This window comes from Ottowia sp. VDI28 (assembly GCF_049532675.1).
Classification (GTDB): Bacteria; Pseudomonadota; Gammaproteobacteria; order Burkholderiales; family Burkholderiaceae_C; genus Ottowia.
In genome coordinates this window covers 2,140,174-2,164,203 of sequence record NZ_CP149820.1, presented here as the reverse complement: position 1 = coordinate 2,164,203, position 24,030 = coordinate 2,140,174, and the positions used below count along the sequence as shown (strand labels likewise).

Here is a 24,030-nt window from a genome sequence, read left to right as displayed (position 1 = left end):
AGAGGAATCCAGCCCTAGGTTTCTCTCCCCATGCTGATCGATTTTTTCTACGCCCTGCGCGCCGCCAAACTGCCGGTTTCGGTCAAGGAATTCCTGACCTTGCTGGAAGCCATGCAAGCCGATGTGGTCGGCCCCCGGCAGCCTGATGCCTGCTCGATCGACGATTTCTACTACCTGGCCCGCGCCGCCCTGGTCAAGGACGAAAAGCACTACGACAAATTCGACCGTGCCTTCGCCGCCTATTTCAAGGGCGTGGAGATGCTGACCGATTTCACCAAGGAAATCCCCGCCGACTGGCTTCGCCAGGTGCTCGAAAAAGAACTGAGCCCCGAGGAAAAAGCCGCCATCGAGAAGATGGGCTGGGACGAGCTGATGGAAACGCTCAAGAAGCGCCTGGAGGAGCAGAAGGAGCGCCACGAGGGCGGCAGCAAGTGGATCGGCACCGGCGGCACCAGCCCCTTCGGCCATGGGGGCTACAACCCGCAGGGCATCCGCATCGGCGGCAAGGGCGGCGGCAAGACCGCTGTGAAGGTCTGGGACCAGCGCGCCTACAAGGATTACGACGACAGCCAGGAACTGGGCACACGCAACATCAAGGTGGCCCTGAGGCGCCTGCGCAAGTTCGCCCGCGAAGGCAACGAGCTGGAGCTGGACCTGCCCGACACCATCCGCTCCACCGCCGCCAACGCCGGCTGGCTGGACATCAAGATGGTGCCCGAGCGCCACAACAACGTGAAAGTGCTGCTGCTGATGGACGTGGGCGGCACCATGGACGAGCATATCCAGCGCGTGGAAGAGCTGTTTTCAGCCGTGAAGGCCGAGTTCAAGCACCTGGAGTTCTACTACTTCCACAACTGCGTCTACGACTTCATGTGGAAGAACAACCGCCGGCGCTTCGCCGAGAAGTTTCCCACCTGGGACATCATCCGCAAGTACAACAAGGATTACAAACTCATCTTCGTCGGCGACGCCACGATGAGCCCCTACGAGATCCTGCAACCCGGTGGCAGCGTCGAATACAACAACGAGGAACCCGGCGCCGAATGGCTGCAACGCCTGACGCATGCCTTCCCCAAGTTCGCCTGGATCAATCCTGAACCTCAAGGTGTCTGGCAGTATCGCCAGAGCATCTCCGTGATTCAGCAGTTGATGGGACACCGCATGTTCCCGCTGACCCTCAAAGGGTTGGAGGAATCCATGCGGATGCTGTCGAAATAAGCCCCGAGCAGATTCACCTGCGCCGGAAAACGGGCGGCCGGCGCTGCGCCATCGCGGCTACGCCCTCCCTGAAGTCCTCGCTCGCGAACTGCACACGCTGGAGCGCCAGCTCCTTCTGGTTGACCTCATAGACCTGATCGACCCACTGGCTGCGCAGGGTGGCTCGCGTTGACTCGACAGCCAGGGGCGCCGAAACGGCGATCTCCCCTGCCAGAGCCAGCGCGGCGTTCCGGACTTCATCTGCCGGCACAAGCACATCCGCCAGACCGATGCGATGCGCTTCCTCGCCGCTGATCCGCCGTCCGGTGTAGAACAGCAGCGCCGCCTGCTGCTCGCCCACGAGACGGGGCAGCGTGAGGCTCAGGCCAAAGCCGGGGTGAAAGCCCAGCCGGTTGAAATTGGCGCTGAATCGCGCCTCGCTGCAGGTCACCCGGAAGTCGGCCACCACCGCCAGCCCCAGCCCCGCGCCGATCGCCGCGCCCTGCACTGCCGCGACGATCGGCTTGCTGGTTCGGAACAATCGCAGCGCATGGCCGTAGAAGTCCGCCGTATTGCGCGAGGCATCTTCGCCCCCACCCTGGTTGAACTCCGCGCCAGCGCTGAACACCTTGCCCTCGGCCGCCAGCACGACGGCGCGGCACTCAGGATCCGCATCCAGCCGCTCCAGCGCATCCGCCAGCTCCGCCAGCGTGTCGAGATTCAGGTGGTTGTGCGGGGGCCTTCTCAGTTCGAGAACCGCTACATGGGGTTGGTCACAGGGCAGTTGAGCGATGTTCATTGAACTTCCAGGTTTGCGATATCGACATATTTGCGCCAGTTGGCTTGCTCCCTGCGTTCATAGGCCGCCAGTTCGGCCAGGCTGACGCGTGAAGGGAAAAAGCCAAAGCCCTCCAGGCGGCTCTTGATGGGATCAGTGGTCACTGCCTCATTGATCAGATCATTCAGCCGCTGCTGAATGTTAAGCGGTGTGCCGGAAGGCACCGCCACGCCCAACAAGCCGCCGCCCATATCGAAGCCCGGCAGGGTTTCAGTGATCAGTGGAATCTGAGGATAGCTTTTGAGCCGCTGGGCACCGTGCACCGCCAAGGGCCTCAGCCTGCCGGAAGACACCAGGGAGTCGCCCTGGGCAGTATCCGTGAAGACCATCTGGATCTGGCCCGCGATCAACTCCGTCATGGCCTGCCCGACCTGCTTGTAGGGAACTGCGGTCACGGAAATATCCGCCGCCTTTGCAAAAAGGGCTGCGGAGACGTTGGACGTCGCATTGAAATGGCCGTAGTTGAGCTTGCCAGGGTTTTGCTTGGCGAACTGGATCAAATCGCCCAGGGTCTTGTAGGGAGAGTCAGGCCGCACCAGCAGATAGGTCGATGCGGTGCCGAAGGAGCCCACGAGCCGGAAGTCTTCACTGGGGTTGTAAGGCAGCTTGCGGAACAAACTCGGGTTGGCCAGGTGCGTCGAAGTCGTGGCCAGAAGCAGCACCGAACCATCCGCCGGGCCCTTGCGGGCGGCTTCCACGCCAATGATGCCGTTGGCGCCAGGGCGGTTGTCCACCGCTGCCGGCCGGCCGGTCTTGCGCGTGACGGCTTCGGCCAGCATGCGGGCCGAGATATCTCCCGAGCCGCCGGGACCGAACGGCACGATGATTTGCATGGGTTTCTCGTCACTCGCCGCGTGCGCCAGCCACGGGGCGGCGGCGATCCACGCCAGCATGCTTCTTCTCGGCAGACCAGGCAGTTGCATGATTGATGTCTCCTTTCAGGCTTTCAAGATTTCAGGAACTCACCGAATTCACTGAGTGGGGAAAAATTTCGCGCGTGTGCTCACCCAGCGCGGGCGCCTGCCCCCGCACCGGCGGACGCTGTCCATCGAAAGACACCGGCAGGCCGACGATCCGCAGATCAGCATCGGGCACGCTCTGGAAAATGCCGATCGCCTCGGTCTGGGGATCCGCCATCACCTGATCGAAGTCCTGTATCGGCGCGCAGGGGATGCCTACTGCTTCCAGGGCCTCGATCCAGTACGCGGAAGGCCTGCGCCGGAAAACTGCCTCCAGTTCGGGCAACAGTTCAGACTTGTGAGCCACTCGCAAGGCGTTGCTGGCATAGCGCTCGTCCTTCGTCCATTCCTCGTGGCCGATCAGGCGTGCGAGCTTCTTGAACAGCCGGTCATTCGCGGCCGCGACCACGATCTCGTGGTCCTGCGTGGAGAAAGCCTGGAACACCACCACGTTGGGGTTTCCGCTCCGGTGCCGGGCAGGTTGTTTTCCCGTGGCCTGAAAGCCAGCCATCATGACCTGAAGCCAGCCGAGCGCTGTCTCGAACAAAGAGGTGTCCACCACGCATCCCAACCCTGTGGCCTGGCGCCGGAACAACGCGGCCAGGCAGCCCAGCGCGGCCCAAATGCCCGTGCCCAGATCCAGCACCTGCATGCCCACGCGCGCCGATGGCCCGTCCTGCGTGCCATTGACACTGAACATGCCCGCAAAAGCCTGCACCATGGGCTCATAGCCAGGCGCCAGGTGCCTGGGCCCCTTGTGTCCGAAGGCCCAGAGCGAGCAGTAGATCAACCGGGGGTTGATCGCGCGCAGGCTCTCGGCATCCAGGCCAAGATCCCCCATCACACCCGGCCGCATGTTCTGTACGAGCACATCGCACTGACTCGCCAAGGTCTTGAGCCAGGCCAGTTGCTCCTGGTCCTTCAGATCGACCGCGATACTTTTCTTGCCATGGTTCATGGCCTGGAATGTGGTGGCCACGCCTCGCCAGAAAGGAGGCCCCCAGCCGCGCGCATCATCCCCGCCTTCGGGGCGCTCCACCTTGATGACGTCGGCACCAAGCGACAGCAGGATCTCGCTCGCATAGGGTCCTGCGATGTTCTGGCCGATTTCGAGCACCTTGATGCCGGCCAGGGGAAGAGGTGTAGTGGTATTGGCGTTGGTCATGGTGTCAGCGTCCTGTGAATCGGGGAGCGCGCTTTTCGACGAAATGCGCCACCCCCTCCTTGAAATCCTCGGTGCCCCGGCAACGCGCCACTTCGGCATCGGCCGCGCGGGTCGCCTGACCCAGCGTCTGGTAACGGGCCGCCAGCAGTTGGCGCTTCATGATCCGCACCGAACGCGGCGAAGACAGCGTGGCGATCTCGGCCGCCACGGCCTCCACGGCGGCGAGGAAACCCTCTGCCGGCAGCGCGCGCGCCAGCCCGATGCGATCGGCCTCCTCCGCTTGAAAAATGCGCCCGGTCAAGAGCAGCTCCGAAGCCGCCAGCGGACCGATCAGCCGCGGCAGCAGCCACGCCACGCCATGCTCGGCCACGAGGCCGCGCCGCGCGTAGGGAAAACTGAGCTTGGCACCTGCCGCCACGTACCGAAGATCGCAATAGAGCGGCAGACACAGGCCCACGCCGGAAGCTGGGCCGTTGATGGCCGCGATCATTGGCTTTTCGATATCCCAGAGATAGCCATAGCGCTGCTGGTGGTCTTCTTCAGGGGCATCAGAGGAAGGTGCGGAGGGCTTGGCGGAAGCCTCCGTGGCACTCCCCGACTGCAGGACAGCCATGTCCATGCCGGCGCAAAAGGCCCGCCCGGCACCGGTCAGCACCACGCAACGAACGGCATCGTCCTGCTGCGCTTCGTGCATGGCTTGACGCAACTCGCGCTCCAGCGTCGGGGTCCAGGCATTCAGCCGCTCAGGGCGATTGAGAGTGATGGTGGCCACGCCGTTCCGTACGGCGTAAAGCAATTCTTCGCAGGCTTGCATGGGGTGTCTCCTGGCGCAGAAGTTTTCATCGGAAGCCTTCGGGGCACAACCCTACAATTCTGGAATGCGGAATTGTGAAAGAGTCCTCCCATGAAACCAGCGCTGTCCACGCGTGCTCAAAGCCGCGCTTCCGGAAGCTTCGTGCGAACCAGCCCCGGCAGTCATTCGCTCGAACGGGGCCTGGATTTGCTGAGGGCATTCCGGCTGGGTTCGGCCGTGTTGACCAACGCGGATCTGGCTACGCGCTGCGGCCTGCCGCGCTCCACGGTCAGCCGTCTGACGCGCTCCCTGGTGGACGCCGGTTTTCTGTCCTACGACCACGGCGAGCAGGGCTACCGCCTCTCCGTGGTCTGCCTGAGCCTCGGGCTTTCCTACCGGACCAGCCAGGCGGCACTGGATGCCGCGTTGCCCCTGATGCGCAAACTGGCCGAAGGCCGCCGGATCAATGTCGGCCTGGCTGTGCTCGATCAGACCGACATGGTCTACCTTGACTCGGTGCGCCTGGGACGCTCCAGCCTCTTTCGCCGCCTGGTGCCCGGCTCACGCATTCCAGCGGCTATCACCGCACTTGGGCGTGCCTATATGTTCTCCATGCCTGCGAACGAGCGGCAGGCCGTGCTGCGCAAGATAGCGCTGGAGCAAGGTTCACACTGGCCCCGCATCCAGAAGGAGATTTCGGCTTCGTTCAAGGAGCTCAGGCAGTTGGGTTATTGCTGGGCAGAATGGCAGGAGGGTGTCGTGGCGATAGCCACCAGCGTGAAGGAACCGAATGGGCAGCGCTACGCGCTCAACGTCAGCAGCCAGATTCCCAATGGGCCCATGGGGCCGTTCATTGAAAACCATGGTGAGCTGTTGCGAGGGTTGACTGCGGCCATTGAGGAGCGGTGGCAAATGCTGGGGTAGAAGGGCCACAACCCGAGGTTAGGTTGAGTCAGCGCATGGATGGGTGTGACGGAGGGCAGTCCTTAGGACGCCCGCCGCCGAGAAGCCATTTCCTCGCCGATAGCAGTCAAGCGGCCGGCATCGAACAGCGCGCGGGCAGCCGGATACACCAGCGTTTCCTCGAGCGGAATGTGATCCGCATAGCAAAGGGCGAAATCGCGCACCAAGGCCCGATCGGCCGCCGTGGGCAGCGGTGCCGGTTGATCGTCGCGCCAGGCCAGCAGCACCCGCCGCAAACGCGCCCACAAAAAATCCATGCGCGCATGGTCGGATTTCAACCTGGCCACCGCCTCATGAATTCGGTCATCCTGGCTACCAGCCAGGGCCGGAAACACATGACGCTCCTCGTCTTCATGGTGATGCGGCGCGGCGATGTCAAAGTAGCGCAGCACATCGGCCGCCGCCGAGCGTGAAGAGGCATCATGGCCGTTGGCATCGATGTGGGCCAACAACCGCTCCAGCAACCCCAGGCTGCGCTGCACGCGTTCATGGCATGCTTCGAGCATCTCGAATGGCTGCTCGAAGCCGACGGCGGGGGCATTGAACCCAGGTAGTAAAGTAGTCGAAGTCATGAACTTTTCCACCGGAGAGGTAAATCGGCACGATTTTTTTTGCGAGTCGTTACCGGTAAGTATGTGGGTACTTCATAAACTCAGGACTTGATGTGGTTTTATTTTTTCTCTGATGACCGCCTGCCGGCTGCGCGCTGGCTGGCTCGCCGGCTAGGAGCAAGCGCCCTGTGCCTGGGCGCGTGGACGATGGCCGCTCCCGCCATGGCGCAGGCGCCGGCACCTCAGCAGGAAGACACCAAGCCCGCGGAAACCACCCCGCAAGGCATGGTGGGCGAGACAGGCCATGCGCCGGAAAAACAAGCCTTCGAGATCGAGGTGCATGCCCCCGATGAAGTGCGGGAACTGATCGAGCGCCATAACGAGCTCCGGCGCTATCAGGCCATCACGGACCTGGATAGCCACGAACTCGAGCGCCTGCTGGTGCTGACCGAACGCAATCTGCGCGACCTGCTGGGCACGCAAGGGTATTTCAACCCGGGCATCAAGATCACGCGCAAGGACACCAATGGCGAGAAACCCACGATCGTGATGGATATCGAGCCGGGCGAGCCTACCGAGATCGGCAAGGTGGCGATCGATTTCGAGGGCGATATCGGGCAATCGAGCGACCCCGGCGCCGTGGCGCAGCGGGATGAAATCCGCTCTGGTTGGCCGCTCTCCTCCGGCCACAGCTTCACACAGGAGGCTTGGAGCAGCGCCAAGACCAGTTCGCTGCGCCAGCTGGTGGCCCGCCGTTACCCGGCCGGCAAGGTCAGCTACAGCCTGGCGGACATCGACCCCTCCGCCAATCTGGCGCACCTGAACGTGAAGCTGGATTCGGGCCCCCTGTACCGCCTGGGCGACATGAAGGTCACCGGCACCGACCGCTACGATCCGGTACTGGTGCCACGGCTGGCGCGCCTGCAGCCTGGCGACATCTACGACCAGAAAAAGCTCAATGACGCGCAATACCGCCTGACCTCCAGCGGCTACTACGATTCAGCCACCGTCTTCATCAACCCCGAAGACGACCCCGCCGCCGCGCCGGTGTACGTGCAGGTGACGGAAGCCAAGCTGCAGAAGGTGGTCCTGGGCGGCGGTTTTTCCACCGATGGCGGCCCGCGCCTGTCACTGGAATACCGGCACAACCGCGTACCAGGCATCGGCTGGCGCGCCATCACCAAGATGCAGATCGAGAAAACGCACTCTTACCTGCAAACCGACTGGCAAGGCATTCCGAACGAAGACGGCTGGCGCTGGGGCGCGCTGGCCAAGATCGACCGGCTGGATGATGGCGAGCTCATCACGACCTCGCAGCAATTGCGCTTTGGCCGCTCGCGCTCGGACGACCGCTTCGACCGCAACATGTATGTGCAGCTCGACCGTTCGGACGTCAAGGAACGCGATGGGGCCGCGCTGACCGACGCACGCTCGGGCGATGGTTCCGCCATCTCCGTCAATTATGTATGGACAGGGCGCTACTTTGACAGCCTGCCGTTCCCCTCGCGCGGCTTCGGCCTGGGGGCCGAGTTGGGCGGCGGCTACACGCTGGAAGGGGTCAAGAAACCTTTCGTGCGCGGTACAGCCCGGTGGCTGGGCATCATGCCGCTGGGCGAAGGTGCCAGCGCCAGCCGGCTGGCATTGCGTGCCGAGGGCGGCGCAGTCGTCGCCAACAGTAACGCCCGCATCCCGAGCTCGCTGCTGTTCCGTACCGGCGGCGACACGACCGTGCGTGGCTATGCTTACCGAGCCATTGGCATCGACTATCCGGACGACGTCGTCGGCCCCGGCCACTACATGGCGATCGGCAGCGTGGAATGGCAGCGCCCCATCCTGAAGGACGGCCAGCCCGGCGCGCTGGAACACACCGTGTTCATTGATTTCGGCGACGTGGCCGACAAGGCGAAAGACCTGCGTCCCCGCTTTGGCATTGGTACCGGCCTGCGCGTGAAAACACCGGTCGGCCCCATGGAGGTCGATGTCGCGTATGGCCTGAAATCGCGCAAATTCCGCCTGCATTTCTCCGTGGGCTTTGTATTCTGATGACAGCGCCTGCCGAGACACCCCCTCCTCAGCCGCCGTACGGCCACCACGCCGGCGCCGCTGGCTGCGACGCCTTTGCTATTTTTTTGTAAGCATCCTGCTTATATTGGTACTGGGTTTGACGGCCCTCTGGCATTGGGCCGGTAGCGAAGGCTCCTTGGCCCGGGTGCTGGGCTGGGGGCAACCCTATCTGCCGCCCGATGCGCTCCGCATCGACGGCCTGCAGGGCGCGTTGCGGCGCGGCGGCGAAGCATCGCACCTGCGCTGGAGCCAAGGCGGCCTGACCGTGGATGTCTACGATGCCCGCTACACCTGGGACCCTTTGGCTCTGTTGCGCGGCAAGCTGCATTTCAACACCCTGAGCGCAGGTCATATCCGTGTAGACGATCAACGCCCGCCCAATCCGGAGCCCTCTGCGGGCCCGCCCACATCGCTGGGCCTCCCCCTGGGCGTTCAGATCGACGACATCAAGGCCGGCAAGCTGGAAGTCGTGAATCCACAGGTGGTCAGTGCCGCTGACGTGGCTGGGCGCTATCTTTTCGACGGCACCAATCACCAGTTGCACCTGGATAGCGCCACCATCGCTGAAGGTACGTATCGGGCCGACGTACGCCTGGGCACTGTGGGCGCTCCAGATATCGACGCCCGGCTCTCTGGAAATTTCCTGAGCCCCGCGCCTGAAGGAGGCGAAGGTGTGCCTTTATCGGTGGAAGCCAGCATACGCGGCCCGCTGACCGAAATGAAAGCGGAAGCCCAGGTACGAGGCCAGCCCACCGAAGAAGGCATACCCGCCGCACGCGCGGATGCGACCGCGCGCATCACCCCCTGGGCAGCGCAGCCGCTGCCGGAAGCCAAGGCGGAGTTTTCCGACCTCGACGTCGCACCGTTCTGGTCGGCAGGCCCGCAGACGCTCCTGACGGGCAAGCTGGACATCAGTCCCACCTCCTCCGGCAGCGGCCCTTCGGGATGGCAAGTAGTCGCGCAGATCGCCAATGCCATTCCCGGCCCGTGGGATCACCGCCGTCTGCCGCTGGACAACCTGGACACGGAGGCCACGTGGCAAGACGGCATCGCCACTGTCAAGGCATTGAAAGCCGAACTGGGCGGCGGCAAGCTGGAAACCACGGGATCCTGGTCTGCGCCCCCTCCTCCAACGCGGAAGGCGCTGGCCGCTGGCAGCTCGTGACCACACTGAATGGCATCGATCCCGCGCGCTTGCACACGCAATTGGCCCCCTTCCCGCTGGATGGGACTGCCAAGGTATCTGGCGAAGGAACTGCGATTGATTTCGACGCCGCGCTCCAGGCGCGCGCTACAAGCCGCCCCGCCACGCCGCGCTCGCAGGCCCCCTCCGCACAGGCGCAGGCACTGGCACGCGATATTTCCGCACTGCGCCTGCAAAGCGCCGCCGCGCAGGGCCGCTGGCAAGACGGACTGCTGCGCATCGGCACCCTGCGCGTGCGCGCCACCGACGCCGAGCTGACCGGCTCCAACATCGAAGCACGCCCGGAAGGCCCCTCCGGCAAGGGCCAGCTTCAATTGAGCGCGCCGGGCACCCTCGTCAAGTTCGACGGCGATGTGCGCGAACGCGCGGGCGGCGGCACCTTGAGCGCCGAAGTATCCGACCTCGCCCGCGCCTTCGCCTGGGTGCAGAAACTCCCCGGAATACCGGCCGATCTGAAAGCCGCCTCAGCCAGCGGCCGCCTGAGCCTGAACGGCAGTTGGCAAGGCGGCTGGTCCGATCCGTCCGTCAAGGCTCAACTCGATGTGCCCGCGGCCGAATGGCACGCGAACACCAAGGACAAAGCCAGCGACGAGGCCGCACCGCCGATCAAGCTCCAGGCCACTTCACTCAGCCTGAACGGCCGGCTGGCCCAGGCGCAATTGGAAGCGCAGGGCACGCTCCTGCAAGGCCAGCGCACGCTCAAGCTGCAAGCGAGCGCCGCTGGCGGCCGCAACCGCGCTGGCGCCACATTGGCCACCTCGAACTGGCAGGCCACGCTGCGTGAACTCCATCTCACCGTCCTTGACCCAGCCCTGAGCCAAAACCGCACCGATGCCCCCTGGCGGATCAATAGCCGTACGCCGGTCACGTTCTCCTGGGCACCCGCGCCCGGAGCGCGCGGCGGCGGCGAGTTCAACGCCAGTGCGGGCGAGCTCGTGCTGACGGCCCCCACCAAGGCCGCCGCCGATTCACAGGCCATCGTGGCCTGGCAACCGATCGAATGGCGCGCCGGCACCCTCAGCACCAGCGGCCGCATCACCGGCCTGCCGCTCGCCTGGACCGAACTCTTCGGCGGCCCGCAAGCCGCGGATTCAGGTGTTTCTGGCGACGTGATTTTCGATGGCAAGTGGAATGCGCAATTGGGCAAGACCATGCTCATCGATGCCGAGCTGGCGCGCACCCGCGGTGATCTGGCCATCACCACGAAAGACGCCGACACCGGCGTGCAAAGCCGCATCGCCGCCGGCGTGAAAGACGCGCGCCTGCAACTGCGCAGCCAGGGACAAGCTGTCACGCTACGCGTGAACTGGGACACCGAGCAACTGGGCACGGTGACCGGCGAAATGCGCTCGCAACTCACGCCCGTGACCAGCGCCGATGGCGGCACCTCATGGAGTTGGCCGGAAACGGCCCCCTTGTCCGGAGAAGTCCGTGCCGGCCTTCCTCGCATTGCCGCCTGGTCGAGGCTGGCGCCTCCAGGCTGGCGGCTGAAGGGTTCATTGGCGGCGGACGTGCGCATCGCTGGCACACGCGAAGCGCCGCAGTTGTCAGGTACGCTGGGTGCGGATGACTTGGCGTTGCGCTCGATCGTCGACGGCATTGAGTTCAATAACGGCAAGCTGCGCGCCCGCCTGGACGGCCAGCGCCTGATCGTCGACGAATTCAGCCTGCGCGGCGGTGGTGGCGGAGCACAAACCGGCGGCACCTTGAAAGCCAGCGGCGAGGCAGGTCTGCAGAACGGCCAGGTACGGGCCACCTTGAATGCCACGCTCGATCACCTGCATGCCAGCTTGCGCACCGACCGCCTCGTAACCGTGTCGGGCCAGATACAGGCCGGCATGGACGGCAGCGAAGCCACGCTCGACGGAAAACTGCGCGTGGACCGGGCGCGCATCACACTACCTGACGAAACCGCTCCCACATTGGGTGACGATGTGGTCGTGCGCGGCGCCAAGGAACGCATAGGCACCGGCAGGGCCTACCCTTCAGACCTTGCCAGCCAGAAGCAAACGGCGGCCGAAGGGCCAACCAAGAAAGGCGCCACGCTGAAGGCCGATGTGCAGATCGATCTGGGTGATGATTTCCGCCTTAGCGGCCAAGGTGTCGATACGCGCCTGGCCGGCCAACTGCAACTGGCCACCAGCGGCCCCGTCGGCACGCTACCGCGCGCGACCGGTGTGGTGAACACCGTGGGGGGCACCTTCCGCGCCTACAGCCAGCAGCTCAATATCGAAACGGGCGAAGTCCGCTTCAACGGCCCGCTGACCAACCCCACCTTGAACGTGTTGGCGCTGCGGCCCAATTACCAGTCCGACCAGCGCGTGGGCGTGCAGATCACCGGTTCCGCCCTGCTGCCTCGCATACGCCTGTACGCGCAGCCGGAGCTACCCGACAGCGAGAAACTCGCGTGGCTGATCCTTGGGCGCGCCGCCCCTTCCAGCGGCGCGGAATCCGCGATGCTGCAACAGGCGGCCCTGGCCATTGTGGGCGGCCGCGAAGGCAAGAGCATGGCCTCGCGTTTTGGTTTAGACGAGCTCAGCTTCAGTGGCGGCGGAGACACCGACACCGGCACGACTGGCGCCTCCCTCACCTTTGGCAAGCGCATTTCCGACAAGCTCTATGCCACCTACGAGCACAGCCTGGCAGGCGCCATGGGGACCGTATTCGTGTATTACGAGCTCTCCAAACGGTGGCTCCTGCGCGGCCAGGCGGGCGAGCGCAGCGCGGTCGATCTGATCTTCACGCTTTCGTTTGACTAGTTTGACCAGGACGGCCCCAGATCATGGGGCAAATGCCCATACCTCCCTTGGTCTCTCTCTGTTATTTTCAGGACAGGAGCGAATAAGCATTCAGCACTGATCTGAAATCATGGAGGAGCGCCACATGGCGGGCACGGATTCCCGACTCTCAAAAATCATCCTGGCATCCCTGTGCCTTGCACTATCAGCCTGTGGCGGCGATGATGCCTCTGCGCCTGCACCGCCACCTGCACCAACTCCTACTCCTGCTCCCGCTCCGGGTGCGGTCAAATCGGTATCGCTCGTTGCTGGCGGAGGCGCTGAAGATGGTGGGTCATGCGGATCCGCCGATGGCCTTGGAGCCGACGCCCGGCTTGGCTACGCTCGTGACATGGCGGTAGCCAACGACGGTACCGTCTATGTCCTCGAAGATTCCTGCCCAGGCACCTTGAGCACGCCTCAGCGCGTACGCTCAATTACCGCCTCCGGCCAGGTTACCACCGTGGCGACCGGGTTTGCCGGTACGCTGCAGACTGGAGAATTGCCCCCCTCGTTCCAGGTCGGCGGTCAGCTTGCCGTTGCAGATAGCGGGGCGGTGTACCTTAGCGAGGTTGTCTGGGATGGTGATTTCCTGAGACCGGTTTACTCGCCAGGAATGGCCTCCGGCGTCTGGAAAATCACCCCCACCGGTGCACAGGCGTTTGCCGGCCTTCAATCGCAAAGCATGTCGCCGATCGATGGTCAGGGGCTCAATGCCAAGTTCGATCGCGTACAGAACATGGTCTTTGGCCAAGGCGCCCTCATCATCACCGAGTACGGAGGCACAACGATCCGCAAGGTCACGGAAGATGCGGTGGTCACTACTATGACGCTCCCCTACAGGCCGGACATGGCAGACAACACGGGTGAGCTCTATCAGCGTACGGGCGACTGGTTCCAGGGTCAGGGTGTATTGACTCGATTCGATGGGCAGGTAATCCCTGTGCCCGGGCTGACCTATGTCTTCGCCATCAGCAGCGATGGAACCGTCTACGGCATCAAGCTAGACACCAACGGCTCGGGATATCGCCCTTATCGCCGCAAAGCAGATGGAACGACCGAACTGATCAAAGGGCCCGATGGCGGCGCAATGCCGCCCTGGGATTCTTCATCACACATCTCGGTGAGCAACCTAAGGCTCGACCGCGAAGGGAACCTGTATGTCGCGCACGGTTATCAGATCTGGAAAGTCAGCTTCTACAAATAACCGTGTGCCGGCGCACGCCTGAACGGCATCCCCTCCTGCCAAGCTTTACGCGCCCAGTGAGGGCCTTGAGGGGAAGAAATGGAGCCTCCGCAAAATGGCACATCACCGGCGATTACAATTCGCGATTCGCCGCCGTAGTTCAATGGATAGAACCCCCTCTAGAACCTATCCATTTGTAGCAAATGTGTAGTAGTTGGTCGGAAAAACCAACTCATGACAAGATGAGACTCCCCTGCCTATGGCTGGTGATTCGTCAGGTCGGGCCGTTGGCCAGGGCGTGGAGGTTGTCTTTCAGACGGAAGCCCAGCAGCAGCCACATCTTGTTGACGGCGTTCTCGCGTGCAATGCGGCGGCCGATCTCGGCGTTGAAGTTCTCCGGGCTGGCGCAGGCGCTTTCGCCGGTCACCGTGAAGCCGTTGCGCAGCTGGATAACGCAAAAGGTCAGTTGCTGCGTGGCGCCCAGAAGCCAACCGGCAGCGTCGTGCTCATGAACCGCGTTCTCGTGCTGAATTGCATCGCTAGCCACGAAGTAGTGCACGCTGGCGATCTCGGCCTGAATGTCGGTAGGAGTGACGCGCGGGCCATTGTTGGCCTTGGCCTGGATCTCGCGCTCCAGGGCGTCGGGGCCGGTGTCGATGACGGTGAGCGCGATGGGCGCGGCCTTGATCGGCTCGCCGAGCTTCCCGCACAGAATGGCCTGGGGATCGCTGGCAACGTCGCGGGGATCGCGCGCCGTGCCGCTGGCTGGTGCGGCGCTCTTCGCTGCCTCGGTCTTGGCGGCCTGCCCTTTCTGGAACGGCATCCAGGTGCAATAGTTGCCGGCGGGACGATCGCAGGCATCCGCATCCTGCACAAGAAGAACGCTGGTTCGGGAGTGCGAATTCCCGTTGGCATCGAACACGGCGAGATTCACGCAGTTATCGCTCCAGACGCGAGCGATGATGGCCGCCAGCGGCGCATCGCCTCTGGCCTGGGCGAACCCAGATTCAACGGTATTGATCGCCGGATGGAACCAAACAACGCGGCCAACAGTGGGCGGAATGACGGGAGAGTTCATTGAGGACTTTCAGAGGAACCGGCATCCGGCCGGCGCGGGATCACGGGCCAGGCCTCGCTGAAGGCTCGGACATCAGACGCGTGGCTTGTAGCTTTTGCTGCCAGCGCTCCATATCTTCGGCGGCAGTCGTCGTATACGGTGTTGACGGCAGAGGCGTACTCAAGGACGGAGGTGGGGGAGCGTCAGCGAGTCGGCGGGCGGCATCTGCGGCTTGACTGCGCAGGCCGTCAGAAACAGCGTTGAGATGGTCAATGTCAGAGCGCAGACGCGCTTCACGTGTGCGGGCAGCATTGATGGCTCCTTGGTATTTGGCGTTGACGGCTTTCTCCGCGGTGCGGGTGGCCTTCTGGGCTTGCGCGAGGTCGGCGGCATGCTTGGCTTCCAAGGCCGCGATCTGGCCGCCCAGGCGCCAGTTCTGGGTTTGCCAAGCGCCGGTAGCAGCTATGGCTGCGCCGAGCAGTGCGGCAGCGACGTGGGTATAGATCACAGCCGCGCCCTCCACTCCTGCAGGCGCTCGCGCAGCGCGCTCCGGCGCCATGCGCCGCGCACTCGATTGCGGATCTCCCAGACCGCCATGAGCATGGCACCGCCGAGTTGGACGGCCCAATACTTGGCCTGCTCCAGCAGCTTCATTTCCGCACCGCGTTGTAGATCATGATGATCAGCGCCATCAGGACGATCGCCACGATGGCCCAGCCTTCAGGCGTGAGCGCCAGGAACATCAGCACCTTGAACCAGGGCGGCATATAGGCGCCGCTGGCCAGGGCCGAAACCGGCAGAATTGCGATCAGGAAGGTAAGAAAGATGGCTTTCATCAACGTCTCCAGAACATGAGGAAATCCAGCGCGCGGCGCCACCAGGGAGCGGGGGCGGGCGCTGGTGCGGAAACCGAGATCTCAGGAGTGACGGAAGGCTCGGCCACCACGGCGGGCGGAGCATCTGGCGTCTCGGGCATTGGTTGCGCGGCCATGCAGTCTTCGTAGCGCTTCAGCTGGCGCGTCCACGAGCCCATGCACACCTTGTTGCCCGGATAGGAGCAATCCTGTTTCCAGGCGCCCTTGACCAGCACGAGACCAGGGCCGGGCCCTTGGCGGCCGGCGTTCATCAGCTTGTAGGCCAGATAGGCTTTGCAGGCGCCAACGTAGTCGCCCGCCACGGTCTTGGCTCGGATGCTGGATGCATTGAAGGCGCCGCAGCCGTATTGGCCTGCAAAGTCCACCGCGATATCAAATTCAGCTTGGCTGACCAAGGTGTCCCCAAGGCTATCTCGGACACATTGACCGTAGGTGCGCTCCAGCTCCCCCAGCGCCAGATCCTTGGCCCGCTCCCTGCTGATTGGAGGGTCGGTCATCGTGACGCGAGTGCCGTCCTCGTAGTGGGTGCTGCCGTAGCCGATGGTTGGCACGTCGCCTTTGGTCGGAATGTAGGGTGGCGAGCTGAAGCCCTCAACCCCCATCCACGCCAAGCCCGCGGTGATCGAAACGACCAGGATTCGGGCCGGCATGCGCGAACGGCCATCACTCGCCATCGGCCCCACCTTTCGGCTTGATCCAGCCGAAGCGCTCGAATGCCGGGCGCCAGATCTTCTTCCAGAACCACTCGCTGATGAGCAAGGCCGAGTAGAAGAACGCCGCCGCAGCAGCAGCCTTCTCCCAGGAGGTGATGCCGAACGCCACCCAGACGCTGATGAGTTTTGCCATAGGGATGCTGATTTGGGTTCGGTCTTCCATGTCAAGCTTCCTTCCATGCCTTGGCCGACCAGCCGATGGCCACCACCGCCACGCGATCACCTTCTTTCGGCGACTTCAGGGCAATCTCCAGCTTGAAGCCGTAGCTTCGGATGCGCGCGAAATCGCGGCCAAGCACGCTCACGCGTTCAATGCTTTTGAAGTGATAGGCGTCCCCGCAGCGCAGGAGGAAGTGTCCAGATTGGCCGGTACTGATAGCGAGGCTGCCGCTGATCAGATCGATAGGCCCGTTGACAGCCGCCCCCAGATCCAGCGCCAGCTTCGTCGCCCGGTTTCGCAGGCCTACCCAGACATAGCGGGCCCAGCGGCTCCGCGGGTGATGCCCTTTGGCGTAATAGGCGTCGCCGTCATAGAAAGGGGTGTCATAGGTCACCTGCAGGCAATCAACCAGCGGATCCCAGTTCAGCACGTCGTGGTAGTCGACCCAGACGCCCTCGCCTGCACTCGCATACCTGATGAACTCCGGATGATTTGCGGGTACCCAGACTCCGCCGGAATCACCGTTCAACGAGATGTTGTTGTCCCAAGCCGAAAACGGCGGCGGCAGCTTGTTGGCCGATCGCGGCACGAACGGTATGACCATGGCCATGACAATCGGCGCCGACAGATCGAAGAAGCGAATCTTCCAGTCGGACACCAGCGCCCGCCACATGCACGACCATGCGAACGCTTTATCCGCCTCTGGCACATCGGGGAGTGCGTCTATGGCCTTCCTGACGGCCCTATGTCCGAGCGCGTCATAGACCAGCATGACAGCCAGCGCCACCCCAGCAGAAGCGCCAGCCCATGCAAGGAATGTTGCGAAGAATGACGCGAGTTCGGTTTTCATGAACCCGGAGTTTTCCGGGCCGGGCTCTATACGTCGAACCCTATACGGGGGTGCTCAGGCGAGCGGGCCGAAAAGCTCCAGCCGCGACAGCTTGCCGGCGGTGCTGACAGTTATCGCATTGGAAAGCGATGCACTGATCTGGTCCCCCACCGACAGGATTGCCATACATGTGACTTGGTTATAGAGCCCCGTCGATGCAGCGCTGACGGCCATTGCTGTTCCATTTAAATGAATCCGCACGTCGGTGGATGTCCCCAGGGACCCGTTCCTTAGAAAGGCGCCCATAAAGTACAGGCCAGCCCTTTCAATGACAGCAGCATTCAATGAGGGAGTCCAGATGCTGTCCGAGTCGACGTCGATCACGTCATAAGGAATATTCGTGGCGGACCCCACTGCGACGTTGGTGCCGCGATATACCAACATGTGCCCGAGCGGCTTCCTTGCGCCAGATCGGGGATTGAGGTCACCGAACATGGTGACCTCCTTGAAAGCCAGTCAGTTGCTCGCCAGCTCCTGCACGCTGAGAAGTGACGCCATGACATTCCCGCCGAAATATGACGAAACGGTCGATGAACGGTTTAGGTACGCAGCCCCGCTCGAAACGCCCCAACGCGTGAGAATGGTGATCGGCGCACCTCCATCTGCTGGCAACGATGCCTCCAGGCTGATCGATTGGTTTGAATTGAATACCGTGGTTGTCGCGAAGAACGCATTGAGTTCCCCACTCCTGAACAAGGCGAAGCGAACGCCAGCCCCGGTTACGGTGGTCACTCCAAACGGAATGAATAGGCCCACGCGCAGCGTGCTGTCCGGCCGCCGCGGCGTGATGCTGATCGAATAGTCGATCAGTGAATCCCCGTCGGATGACGTCGGAACCGTAGAAATGCCCAGGGTGACGCTTGAGGTGGTGGCGGTGCCGGGGATTCTCTTTTGAATGTGCTGCAGCACGGCCCCGCTGCCCTGGAATAGCCCTCGCGGATTTAGCTCGCCAAACATGCGAGCCTCCGTCGATGGACTTGACGTTTTGCCTTGCAGGGGTTACCCCCCCGCAAACAAGAGACCATCTATGCGAAGGACTGCCCCAGCCACAAGAGTGTTACTCGTACCGCCGGGATGCAGCGACACCGATACAACATCTTGCGGCTGCAAGATGAGAGCGACAGAGAGGGATTTCCAGTAGTTGGCCAGAGTCTCTACATAGTCATTCAAGCTATTTACCACCAAGGAGCCTGTCACCGTGCCTGAGTTCGTGGTCATATAGCCAAAAAATCGAAAGCTATAGAGTCCGTAATGTGGCGCCACAAAGGAGCTGCCTCGCCACCCAGGTAGAGCGCCCTGCCCTGTCAAGCTGATCGGGGAATACTGGTTCGCGGTCAGCGATTGATTGCTTGCGGACACCAGTTGAATGGAACTCGACCGAACCCGGCTAGAAGTTCTTGGGCTCATATCTCCGAACATCAGAAATCCCCTCCTTCCCCGAAGGCATCAATCACCTTGCCCGATGCCGGCGTGGTGAGCGGAGCAATCTTGATCGTGGTGCCGGCTGCGAGGTTCAGGACGCGGTTGCCGTAGGCGTCATAGCTGGCAAAGGGCAGCAGCGCCGAGCGCAGCACGTCCACACTCGCTACGGTCCCGTTGTTGCCAGAGTTGGCGGGGACAGGGACCGTGCTGATGAGCCGGTCGGTACCGGCGCCGCCCACGTTGATGAACACCTGGACATTGTTGGCAGCGGAGTCGGTGCTGGCCAGGTTGAACGACTTCAGCACGGAGTCGTTCGCGCCAGCCGTGAACACCGTCACCTTGGCCGTGCCGTTGGCGTTCGTGAGGGTGCCGTCCAGGTTCTTGACGGCCTGGAGGAATGGAGAAGTAGTGGTCTTGGCCATGGTTAGAGCAACGCCCCGCCAGGATTGAAGATGAGACCCATATCAGCGCCAGAGCCGCCTGCAGGGTTGTCGATCGGCACCCAGGCCACGCCGTCCCATTCCCAGGTAGCGCCGCCGGCGGTGTGGGTGTCTCCGACCGTGGGGGAAGAAGGGAAGTCGATCATGATGTGGCCACCCGAACTACCGCGAAGCTGATGCTGAGGGCCTCCGATAGAGACCCAGCAGAGATGTTCGTCATGCGAATCACAAACGAATCGGCCACCGAGATCGGCACATCTATCCTGTAGTTGAGACCGCCGCCGCTGTGGGTCGTAACATAAACCACGTCGTCCGAATCAACCGCGGTATTGTTGACGGTGAAAGACACTGTGGCGCCAGCAGCTAGTGCGGCGTTGTGTGTGGTAATTGTTCCGGATGGCTCGTTGATCGAGACAGTGTTGTTCTTGCTGACGGTCTGAGTGACCGTGCCGCCCGCACCGGTTGTGTAGCCTATGGCGCCGCTACTTGAGAGTCCCGACCCGGCTGGGCCTGTCGCTCCGGTTGCTCCAGTGGCGCCCGTCGCCCCTGTACTCCCGGTGGCCCCCATCGGCCCGGTTTTCCCTTGCTTCCCGACCACGCCGACCCACTGCGTTGAATCCGCGTCCTCATAGAGGATGTACATCTGCCCGTTCGAGCTGTTGAACCACAAGTCTTTGGCCGTGGCTCCAACAGGCGGTGTATCGCTGACGAACGCCCGTGCCGGCGTGCTCGGCAGCGAATCGCTACCGGGCAGCTCCGCTGGCTGTCCACCGATCAGGACAAGGGGGCGCCGTTCAGCCATCTCAGGCCAGCGTAACGGGAACGCCCCGCTCGAAGTTGATCGCGGTCGCGCTCGTGGCAACGCCGATCTGCTGCACCACGTTGCCGGTGGCGCTTGGAACGGTAGAGCCGCCGGCACCGGCGGTGGTCTGCAAGAACACGTTGCCGGCAGTCTGTCCGGTGACCTGCGTATTTGTGCCCTCGAAATAGACGGTAGCGTTCCCGGCGCTGGCTACGGCCGCCAGGACGAAGCCGTGCGCATCCTTGCCAGCCACGGTCGCGTCTGCCTTGCGCACCTTCGCGGTGCCGGTGTCATTCCAGACGTTCACGAAGTCACCAGCGGCCAAGGCCTCTGAGGCGACGATGACCGCCGTGTCGGCGCCGATACCTACAGGCATCATGGAACTATCGATTCGACCGCTATCGTCCAGCGCCACGATATCACCCGCGTTGCCTGCGCCAGCGCTCGTTTGGATACCGAACACCTCGGTAATCACCCCTGAGACAAGGCGGAGAAGTTTTTTTGCAGCCATGAGGCCTCCTATGAAATCAAGATGGGGGGTTGAAGATCGATGAGTACCCGAGTCGCCGACAGTGCAAAGCCAATCACCTGGACAAAGATCGCTCCGAGCGGAAGGGTCTGCGTGAGTTGACCAGCCGCGCCCACGTACACCGGTCCCGGCGTCCATGTCCAGCCAGCGTGCTCGAGTGGATAGCCCGCTTTCACCTCTGCCAGGTCGCCGGGCACGTAAGCGTTCTGCACCAGACCAACCACAGCCCCAAGGTGCGCATAAACCGTGCTGTCGGCCGGTACCAAGAGACCTCCCGCATTACAGGCCACCGCGCTATGACCGCCGATTGGCGCAGGACCGACCTCTATCAAAGTGGCGCCGCCGGCTGGGCCAGGAGGCCCTTGACGCCCCTCAGGTCCCGGAATTCCCCGCGTGACAACTACCGTCTTCGGCTTCACGTCAGAAACGACAACCGTGCTCGGCGGCGGGGAAATCACGATGGGCGTCATCACTTGCGGCTTCACGATCACCGGTTCAGGCTGAGCCGAGACAGGCTCAGATTCCCGCTTGGTGATCACGACAAAACCAGGGTCTTGCCGCTTGATCACCACGGTCGCAGCCCCTTGCCGCGTCACGACCACTGACGTCTCCCGCGTGATCACCACGGTGTCTTCGTCTTGAGACACGAGATTGGTCACTGCGGCCTCTTCGGGACGACGGTTGCGCAAACGTTGTACTGCCGCTCGACCTCGCCGCTCTGACGGGTGATTTCCACGATCCCCGCGGCCTGCCGCCAAGCCAGCACTTCAGTTTCGGCGGCAGTCCAAGTGAAAGTAATCTCTTTCCCGCTCAGAGAGATGTGGCCATCCTGTGAGGTGCGCTCAATCTCGACCGTGGAATTTCCCACCTGCGCCCACAGAAGCATCCGGGCTTCACAGTCCGTATAGTCTTCAGGGGTGATGTCTTCGGGAGGAACCGGCGTGCCGCAGTCGTCTTTCACCAACTGGCCGCATGCCCAGTGTGCGCCATAGGGCACCGTCTCACGTTCATGCGTTTCGCTGAACGTCGCGCCCTGATAGATGGTGAATTCGAGACTTGCCGGAGAGGTCATGCTCCGGATGATTCCGGAGCAGCCAGCTACCGTCTAACCCTATACGGGGGCGCGCATCACCAGCCCCCCGCGCGTCACGCCTTGATTTCCAGTTGAGTCTGATCCGACACTTGCGCACCTGCACTCACCATCGCCCAGGCACTGGCCACACGCTGCGCGCCAGTAGCCAGGCCGATCTTCGCTGCTTCCATTCGCGCGTCGTTGGCATGCATGACCGCAGCCGCGTTGGTTCTTGCCACATCGAACGTCAGTGACTGGGCGGCCTGGTACTGCCGAATGTCGGCCTCCCACCGGCGCATATATGAGCCAGCCTGCGCTTCGGAGGCGTTGGCACCAATACGGTAGCCGTCCACAATGATGCTGGATTGACGGGCCGCAGACTCCACGCGCCGGGCGTTGGCATCGACTTTGGCCCGCCAGCCGTCCCACTCCAAGCGCTTGGCGTCGAGCCTGATCTGCACCTTCGAGAGACCCAGGCGAGCAACCTCCACCTGAGCGCCCACCTTCGCGCCATAGGCCTGCGCCGCCGACCGGTAAGCATCGCTCTTGGCTGACTCGGCACCCACCTGCGCCTTGTACATCTCAGCCTTGGCGGTTTCGGCGTTCACTGTGGCGACGAAGGCTTTGACCTGCTCCCCTCCGGCCTGGATCCGCGTGCGCTCCAGCTCCACCAGAGTTTGAGCGGCGCCAACCCGCGCTTTATAGATCTCGACGGCCGCCATGCAGCCTTCAATCTCAGCTTTATACCGGTCGACCAAGCTCTTGTTGATGTCGGCTTTCGTCTGCTCGGCTTGCAGCAGAGCCTTAAAGACCTCGATCTTGGATAGCTCGGCCTTGATAACCGTGTCGTATGCCGCGGCATAGGCTTGGTACCCGGCCAGCAGCGCCTTGAAGTGCTCGAGCGCGGCATTGTGCGCCGCAATAGCGTTCTCGGCTGTCGATTTGGCCGCCTCAAACGCCAGCATCTCCAGCTTGTAGCAGTCCTCCATCAGCGTGGTTTCGAGCTGCAAGGCCTGGCCAATGGCCTCGCGAACGTTCTGCTGCTCGAGCTCGGCCTGCCTGATGGCGATATCGCGGCTCAGGCCGGAGATCTTGTCCAGGTACTCCCGGCGCGCGTCGGCGAGCTGGCCAGCGAGAACCCCGGAGGGCAATGGAAAGCCCAGTGACTCCGACTGACGAAGAGCATCTTGCTCGCGCGCCAAGGCCAATTGCGTTTCCCGATCACGGGCCCGGTCCCAGATCTGCTGTTCCACTGCCGGCGCCAAACCGGTACCGCCCTGGATCCGCGCATTCAGAACGGCCTTGAGGTTGTCCAGCAACTGGGATGCGTACTTAGCGCCCGGCTGATAGTTGAACGGCGCCGGCTGCAGGATGGAGAGTTCGGGAATCTCATCGAGCTTGTCCAGCCAGTCCTCGTGCAGATTCACGCCGCCGAAGGTATGCGTCTGCAGCGCCAGAAACTGCGGGGCGTCTGGCAGCACCACGACAGGCGCGTCCGGCAAGGTGACATCCCGCACGGCAGGCAAAACCGGCGCTTGCCCGATGGTCAAAGTGGGCGCGATCCCAAAGTTCAAGGCCGGCGCGACGGGGGCATCGCCGTCCACCTGAACATCCGGCACGGTGTCGGAAAAGGCGGAGGGCGCCGCATCGAACGCAGCCAGCGCCATATCAGGCAAAGGCGGGAGATCGGGAATCGGCGGCAAAGCCGGCGCCGCCAGAGTTTCCCATTTCACGTCAATGGTGGGTGGCGAATAGAGACTGTCGGTCAGTTTCTGCTGCAAGTCTTCAATCTGCGCATTCGCCGCATTGGCGAGCGCGACCGACTGCGCATACTTCTCGGTAACGATGGTGGCAGCAATGCTGCCGCTTGGATCGGCCATGTTCAGACCCTCCTTGTCTTGGATGTTGCTTCAAGGATCTCCACGCGATCGAGCGTGAAGGCCTGGCCGGCTGGGGTTCGAACGCCGAAGCCCAGATAGTTTTCTCGGATCCCCCTGCCCGGCTGCGCGCGCGTCTGGCCACTGCTCACCAGGGGGAACTCGTACCCCCAGCGCTCATGGTTCGGGCCGTAGACCAGGAACTGCGCGCAGCCACAGCCACGCATGGACAGGTAGGCCGCGGCGATGTGCTTTTTCAGGGTGTTCTTGCGCAACGTGGCAGGCAGCTTGATCTCTGCAACGATGGGCAAACCAGCATCCGTGTCGCCGCCAAATGCAAACAAGCCCGACGCCGACCCAGCATGGGTTGCCGTGATGCTTTGGAATGCCGGCCAGTCATACTCAGTGACTGCGCCATTGAGTGTGTTGCAAACGATCATGGTTAGAACACCGACATTGTTGTGAAGTCCAGACCCGCCGCCATCTCTTCTGACATC

General features: G+C 62.8%; 28 protein-coding genes. 6 read left to right on the top strand and 22 right to left on the bottom strand.

All coding sequences use genetic code 11. The features are described from left to right. Positions 1 to 30: 30 nt before the first annotated feature. Positions 31 to 1,218 (top strand): vWA domain-containing protein, encoded by a 1,188-nt coding sequence (locus tag WJU18_RS10420; protein WP_423459997.1) that lies wholly within the window; start codon positions 31 to 33, stop codon positions 1,216 to 1,218. Positions 1,219 to 1,231: 13 nt separating this feature from the next. On the opposite strand, the gene WJU18_RS10415 is transcribed toward WJU18_RS10420, so the two are convergent. Genes WJU18_RS10415 through WJU18_RS10400 form a run of 4 tightly spaced genes read right to left on the bottom strand, consistent with a single transcriptional unit; the run spans position 1,232 to position 4,973 of the window. Continuing rightward, complete coding sequence (locus WJU18_RS10415; RefSeq protein ID WP_423459996.1) at positions 1,232 to 1,996, bottom strand: enoyl-CoA hydratase/isomerase family protein; 765 nt, start codon at positions 1,994 to 1,996, stop codon at positions 1,232 to 1,234. Continuing rightward, positions 1,993 to 2,958: a Bug family tripartite tricarboxylate transporter substrate binding protein gene (locus WJU18_RS10410; protein WP_423459995.1), complete on the bottom strand. Its 966-nt coding sequence runs from the start codon at positions 2,956 to 2,958 to the stop codon at positions 1,993 to 1,995. The genes WJU18_RS10415 and WJU18_RS10410 overlap by 4 nt, the downstream gene beginning before the upstream one ends. 31 nt (positions 2,959 to 2,989) lie before the next feature. Then, entirely contained in the window at positions 2,990 to 4,159 is a 1,170-nt protein-coding gene (locus WJU18_RS10405) for a CaiB/BaiF CoA transferase family protein (protein WP_423459994.1), read from the bottom strand. A gap of 4 nt (positions 4,160 to 4,163) precedes the next feature. After that, complete coding sequence (locus tag WJU18_RS10400) at positions 4,164 to 4,973, bottom strand: enoyl-CoA hydratase-related protein (RefSeq protein WP_423459993.1); 810 nt, start codon at positions 4,971 to 4,973, stop codon at positions 4,164 to 4,166. Between the two features lie 90 nt (positions 4,974 to 5,063). Here WJU18_RS10400 and WJU18_RS10395 point away from each other — a divergent pair, with 90 nt between their 5' ends. After that, on the top strand, positions 5,064 to 5,876 hold the full coding sequence (locus WJU18_RS10395; RefSeq protein WP_423459992.1) for an IclR family transcriptional regulator: 813 nt from the start codon (positions 5,064 to 5,066) through the stop codon (positions 5,874 to 5,876). A 62-nt stretch (positions 5,877 to 5,938) separates the two neighbouring features. Here WJU18_RS10395 and WJU18_RS10390 read toward each other — a convergent pair whose 3' ends face one another. Further along, positions 5,939 to 6,487, bottom strand: coding sequence for a hemerythrin domain-containing protein (locus tag WJU18_RS10390; RefSeq protein WP_423459991.1), 549 nt, complete (start codon positions 6,485 to 6,487; stop codon positions 5,939 to 5,941). A 90-nt stretch (positions 6,488 to 6,577) separates the two neighbouring features. Between WJU18_RS10390 and WJU18_RS10385 the strand changes: the two genes are divergently transcribed. From WJU18_RS10385 to WJU18_RS10370, 4 genes are all read left to right on the top strand, one after another. After that, positions 6,578 to 8,509 (top strand): autotransporter assembly complex protein TamA, encoded by a 1,932-nt coding sequence (locus WJU18_RS10385; RefSeq protein ID WP_423459990.1) that lies wholly within the window; start codon positions 6,578 to 6,580, stop codon positions 8,507 to 8,509. 118 nt (positions 8,510 to 8,627) lie between these two features. Further along, positions 8,628 to 9,695, top strand: a complete 1,068-nt coding sequence (locus tag WJU18_RS10380; RefSeq protein WP_423459989.1) for a hypothetical protein — start codon at positions 8,628 to 8,630, stop codon at positions 9,693 to 9,695. Further along, entirely contained in the window at positions 9,692 to 12,493 is a 2,802-nt protein-coding gene (locus WJU18_RS10375; RefSeq protein WP_423459988.1) for a translocation/assembly module TamB domain-containing protein, read from the top strand. Before WJU18_RS10380 ends, WJU18_RS10375 begins: the two co-directional genes overlap by 4 nt. Positions 12,494 to 12,617: 124 nt before the next feature. Then, a complete protein-coding gene (locus WJU18_RS10370; protein WP_423459987.1) occupies positions 12,618 to 13,718 on the top strand; it encodes a hypothetical protein in 1,101 nt (366 codons plus the stop codon). Between the two features lie 253 nt (positions 13,719 to 13,971). On the opposite strand, the gene WJU18_RS10365 is transcribed toward WJU18_RS10370, so the two are convergent. From WJU18_RS10365 to WJU18_RS10285, 17 genes are all read right to left on the bottom strand, one after another. Next, on the bottom strand, positions 13,972 to 14,775 hold the full coding sequence (locus tag WJU18_RS10365) for a Gp49 family protein (protein ID WP_423459986.1): 804 nt from the start codon (positions 14,773 to 14,775) through the stop codon (positions 13,972 to 13,974). Positions 14,776 to 14,815: 40 nt separating this feature from the next. Then, on the bottom strand, positions 14,816 to 15,262 hold the full coding sequence (locus tag WJU18_RS10360) for a hypothetical protein (protein WP_423459985.1): 447 nt from the start codon (positions 15,260 to 15,262) through the stop codon (positions 14,816 to 14,818). Continuing rightward, positions 15,259 to 15,408, bottom strand: coding sequence for a hypothetical protein (locus WJU18_RS10355; RefSeq protein ID WP_423454226.1), 150 nt, complete (start codon positions 15,406 to 15,408; stop codon positions 15,259 to 15,261). The genes WJU18_RS10360 and WJU18_RS10355 overlap by 4 nt, the downstream gene beginning before the upstream one ends. After that, a complete protein-coding gene (locus WJU18_RS10350; protein ID WP_423454228.1) occupies positions 15,405 to 15,590 on the bottom strand; it encodes a hypothetical protein in 186 nt (61 codons plus the stop codon). Before WJU18_RS10350 ends, WJU18_RS10355 begins: the two co-directional genes overlap by 4 nt. Next, positions 15,590 to 16,279, bottom strand: a complete 690-nt coding sequence (locus tag WJU18_RS10345) for a glycoside hydrolase family protein (protein WP_423454230.1) — start codon at positions 16,277 to 16,279, stop codon at positions 15,590 to 15,592. Before WJU18_RS10345 ends, WJU18_RS10350 begins: the two co-directional genes overlap by 1 nt. 13 nt (positions 16,280 to 16,292) lie before the next feature. After that, positions 16,293 to 16,505: a hypothetical protein gene (locus WJU18_RS10340; protein WP_423454232.1), complete on the bottom strand. Its 213-nt coding sequence runs from the start codon at positions 16,503 to 16,505 to the stop codon at positions 16,293 to 16,295. 1 nt (position 16,506) lies between these two features. Further along, positions 16,507 to 17,352, bottom strand: a complete 846-nt coding sequence (locus tag WJU18_RS10335; protein ID WP_423454234.1) for a hypothetical protein — start codon at positions 17,350 to 17,352, stop codon at positions 16,507 to 16,509. A gap of 54 nt (positions 17,353 to 17,406) precedes the next feature. After that, positions 17,407 to 17,826 carry a hypothetical protein gene (locus tag WJU18_RS10330; protein ID WP_423454236.1) on the bottom strand — a complete coding sequence of 140 codons (420 nt, stop codon included), beginning with the start codon at positions 17,824 to 17,826 and terminating at the stop codon, positions 17,407 to 17,409. 21 nt (positions 17,827 to 17,847) lie between these two features. Further along, positions 17,848 to 18,300 carry a hypothetical protein gene (locus WJU18_RS10325; RefSeq protein WP_423454237.1) on the bottom strand — a complete coding sequence of 151 codons (453 nt, stop codon included), beginning with the start codon at positions 18,298 to 18,300 and terminating at the stop codon, positions 17,848 to 17,850. A 509-nt stretch (positions 18,301 to 18,809) separates the two neighbouring features. Next, positions 18,810 to 19,235, bottom strand: coding sequence for a hypothetical protein (locus WJU18_RS10320; protein WP_423454239.1), 426 nt, complete (start codon positions 19,233 to 19,235; stop codon positions 18,810 to 18,812). Between the two features lie 2 nt (positions 19,236 to 19,237). Beyond that, positions 19,238 to 19,399 carry a hypothetical protein gene (locus WJU18_RS10315; RefSeq protein ID WP_423454241.1) on the bottom strand — a complete coding sequence of 54 codons (162 nt, stop codon included), beginning with the start codon at positions 19,397 to 19,399 and terminating at the stop codon, positions 19,238 to 19,240. Then, entirely contained in the window at positions 19,396 to 20,115 is a 720-nt protein-coding gene (locus tag WJU18_RS10310; protein WP_423454243.1) for a hypothetical protein, read from the bottom strand. Before WJU18_RS10310 ends, WJU18_RS10315 begins: the two co-directional genes overlap by 4 nt. Next, positions 20,057 to 20,566, bottom strand: a complete 510-nt coding sequence (locus WJU18_RS10305; protein ID WP_423454245.1) for a hypothetical protein — start codon at positions 20,564 to 20,566, stop codon at positions 20,057 to 20,059. Before WJU18_RS10305 ends, WJU18_RS10310 begins: the two co-directional genes overlap by 59 nt. 8 nt (positions 20,567 to 20,574) lie before the next feature. Next, entirely contained in the window at positions 20,575 to 21,243 is a 669-nt protein-coding gene (locus WJU18_RS10300; protein WP_423459984.1) for a hypothetical protein, read from the bottom strand. Next, entirely contained in the window at positions 21,240 to 21,656 is a 417-nt protein-coding gene (locus WJU18_RS10295) for a hypothetical protein (RefSeq protein WP_423454249.1), read from the bottom strand. Before WJU18_RS10295 ends, WJU18_RS10300 begins: the two co-directional genes overlap by 4 nt. A 74-nt stretch (positions 21,657 to 21,730) precedes the next feature. Then, the gene (locus WJU18_RS10290) at positions 21,731 to 23,536 is read right to left on the bottom strand and encodes a hypothetical protein (RefSeq protein ID WP_423459983.1); all 1,806 of its coding nucleotides are present in this window, start codon (positions 23,534 to 23,536) and stop codon (positions 21,731 to 21,733) included. Between the two features lie 2 nt (positions 23,537 to 23,538). Further along, a complete protein-coding gene (locus tag WJU18_RS10285) occupies positions 23,539 to 23,973 on the bottom strand; it encodes a hypothetical protein (RefSeq protein ID WP_423459982.1) in 435 nt (144 codons plus the stop codon). Positions 23,974 to 24,030 lie beyond the last annotated feature (57 nt).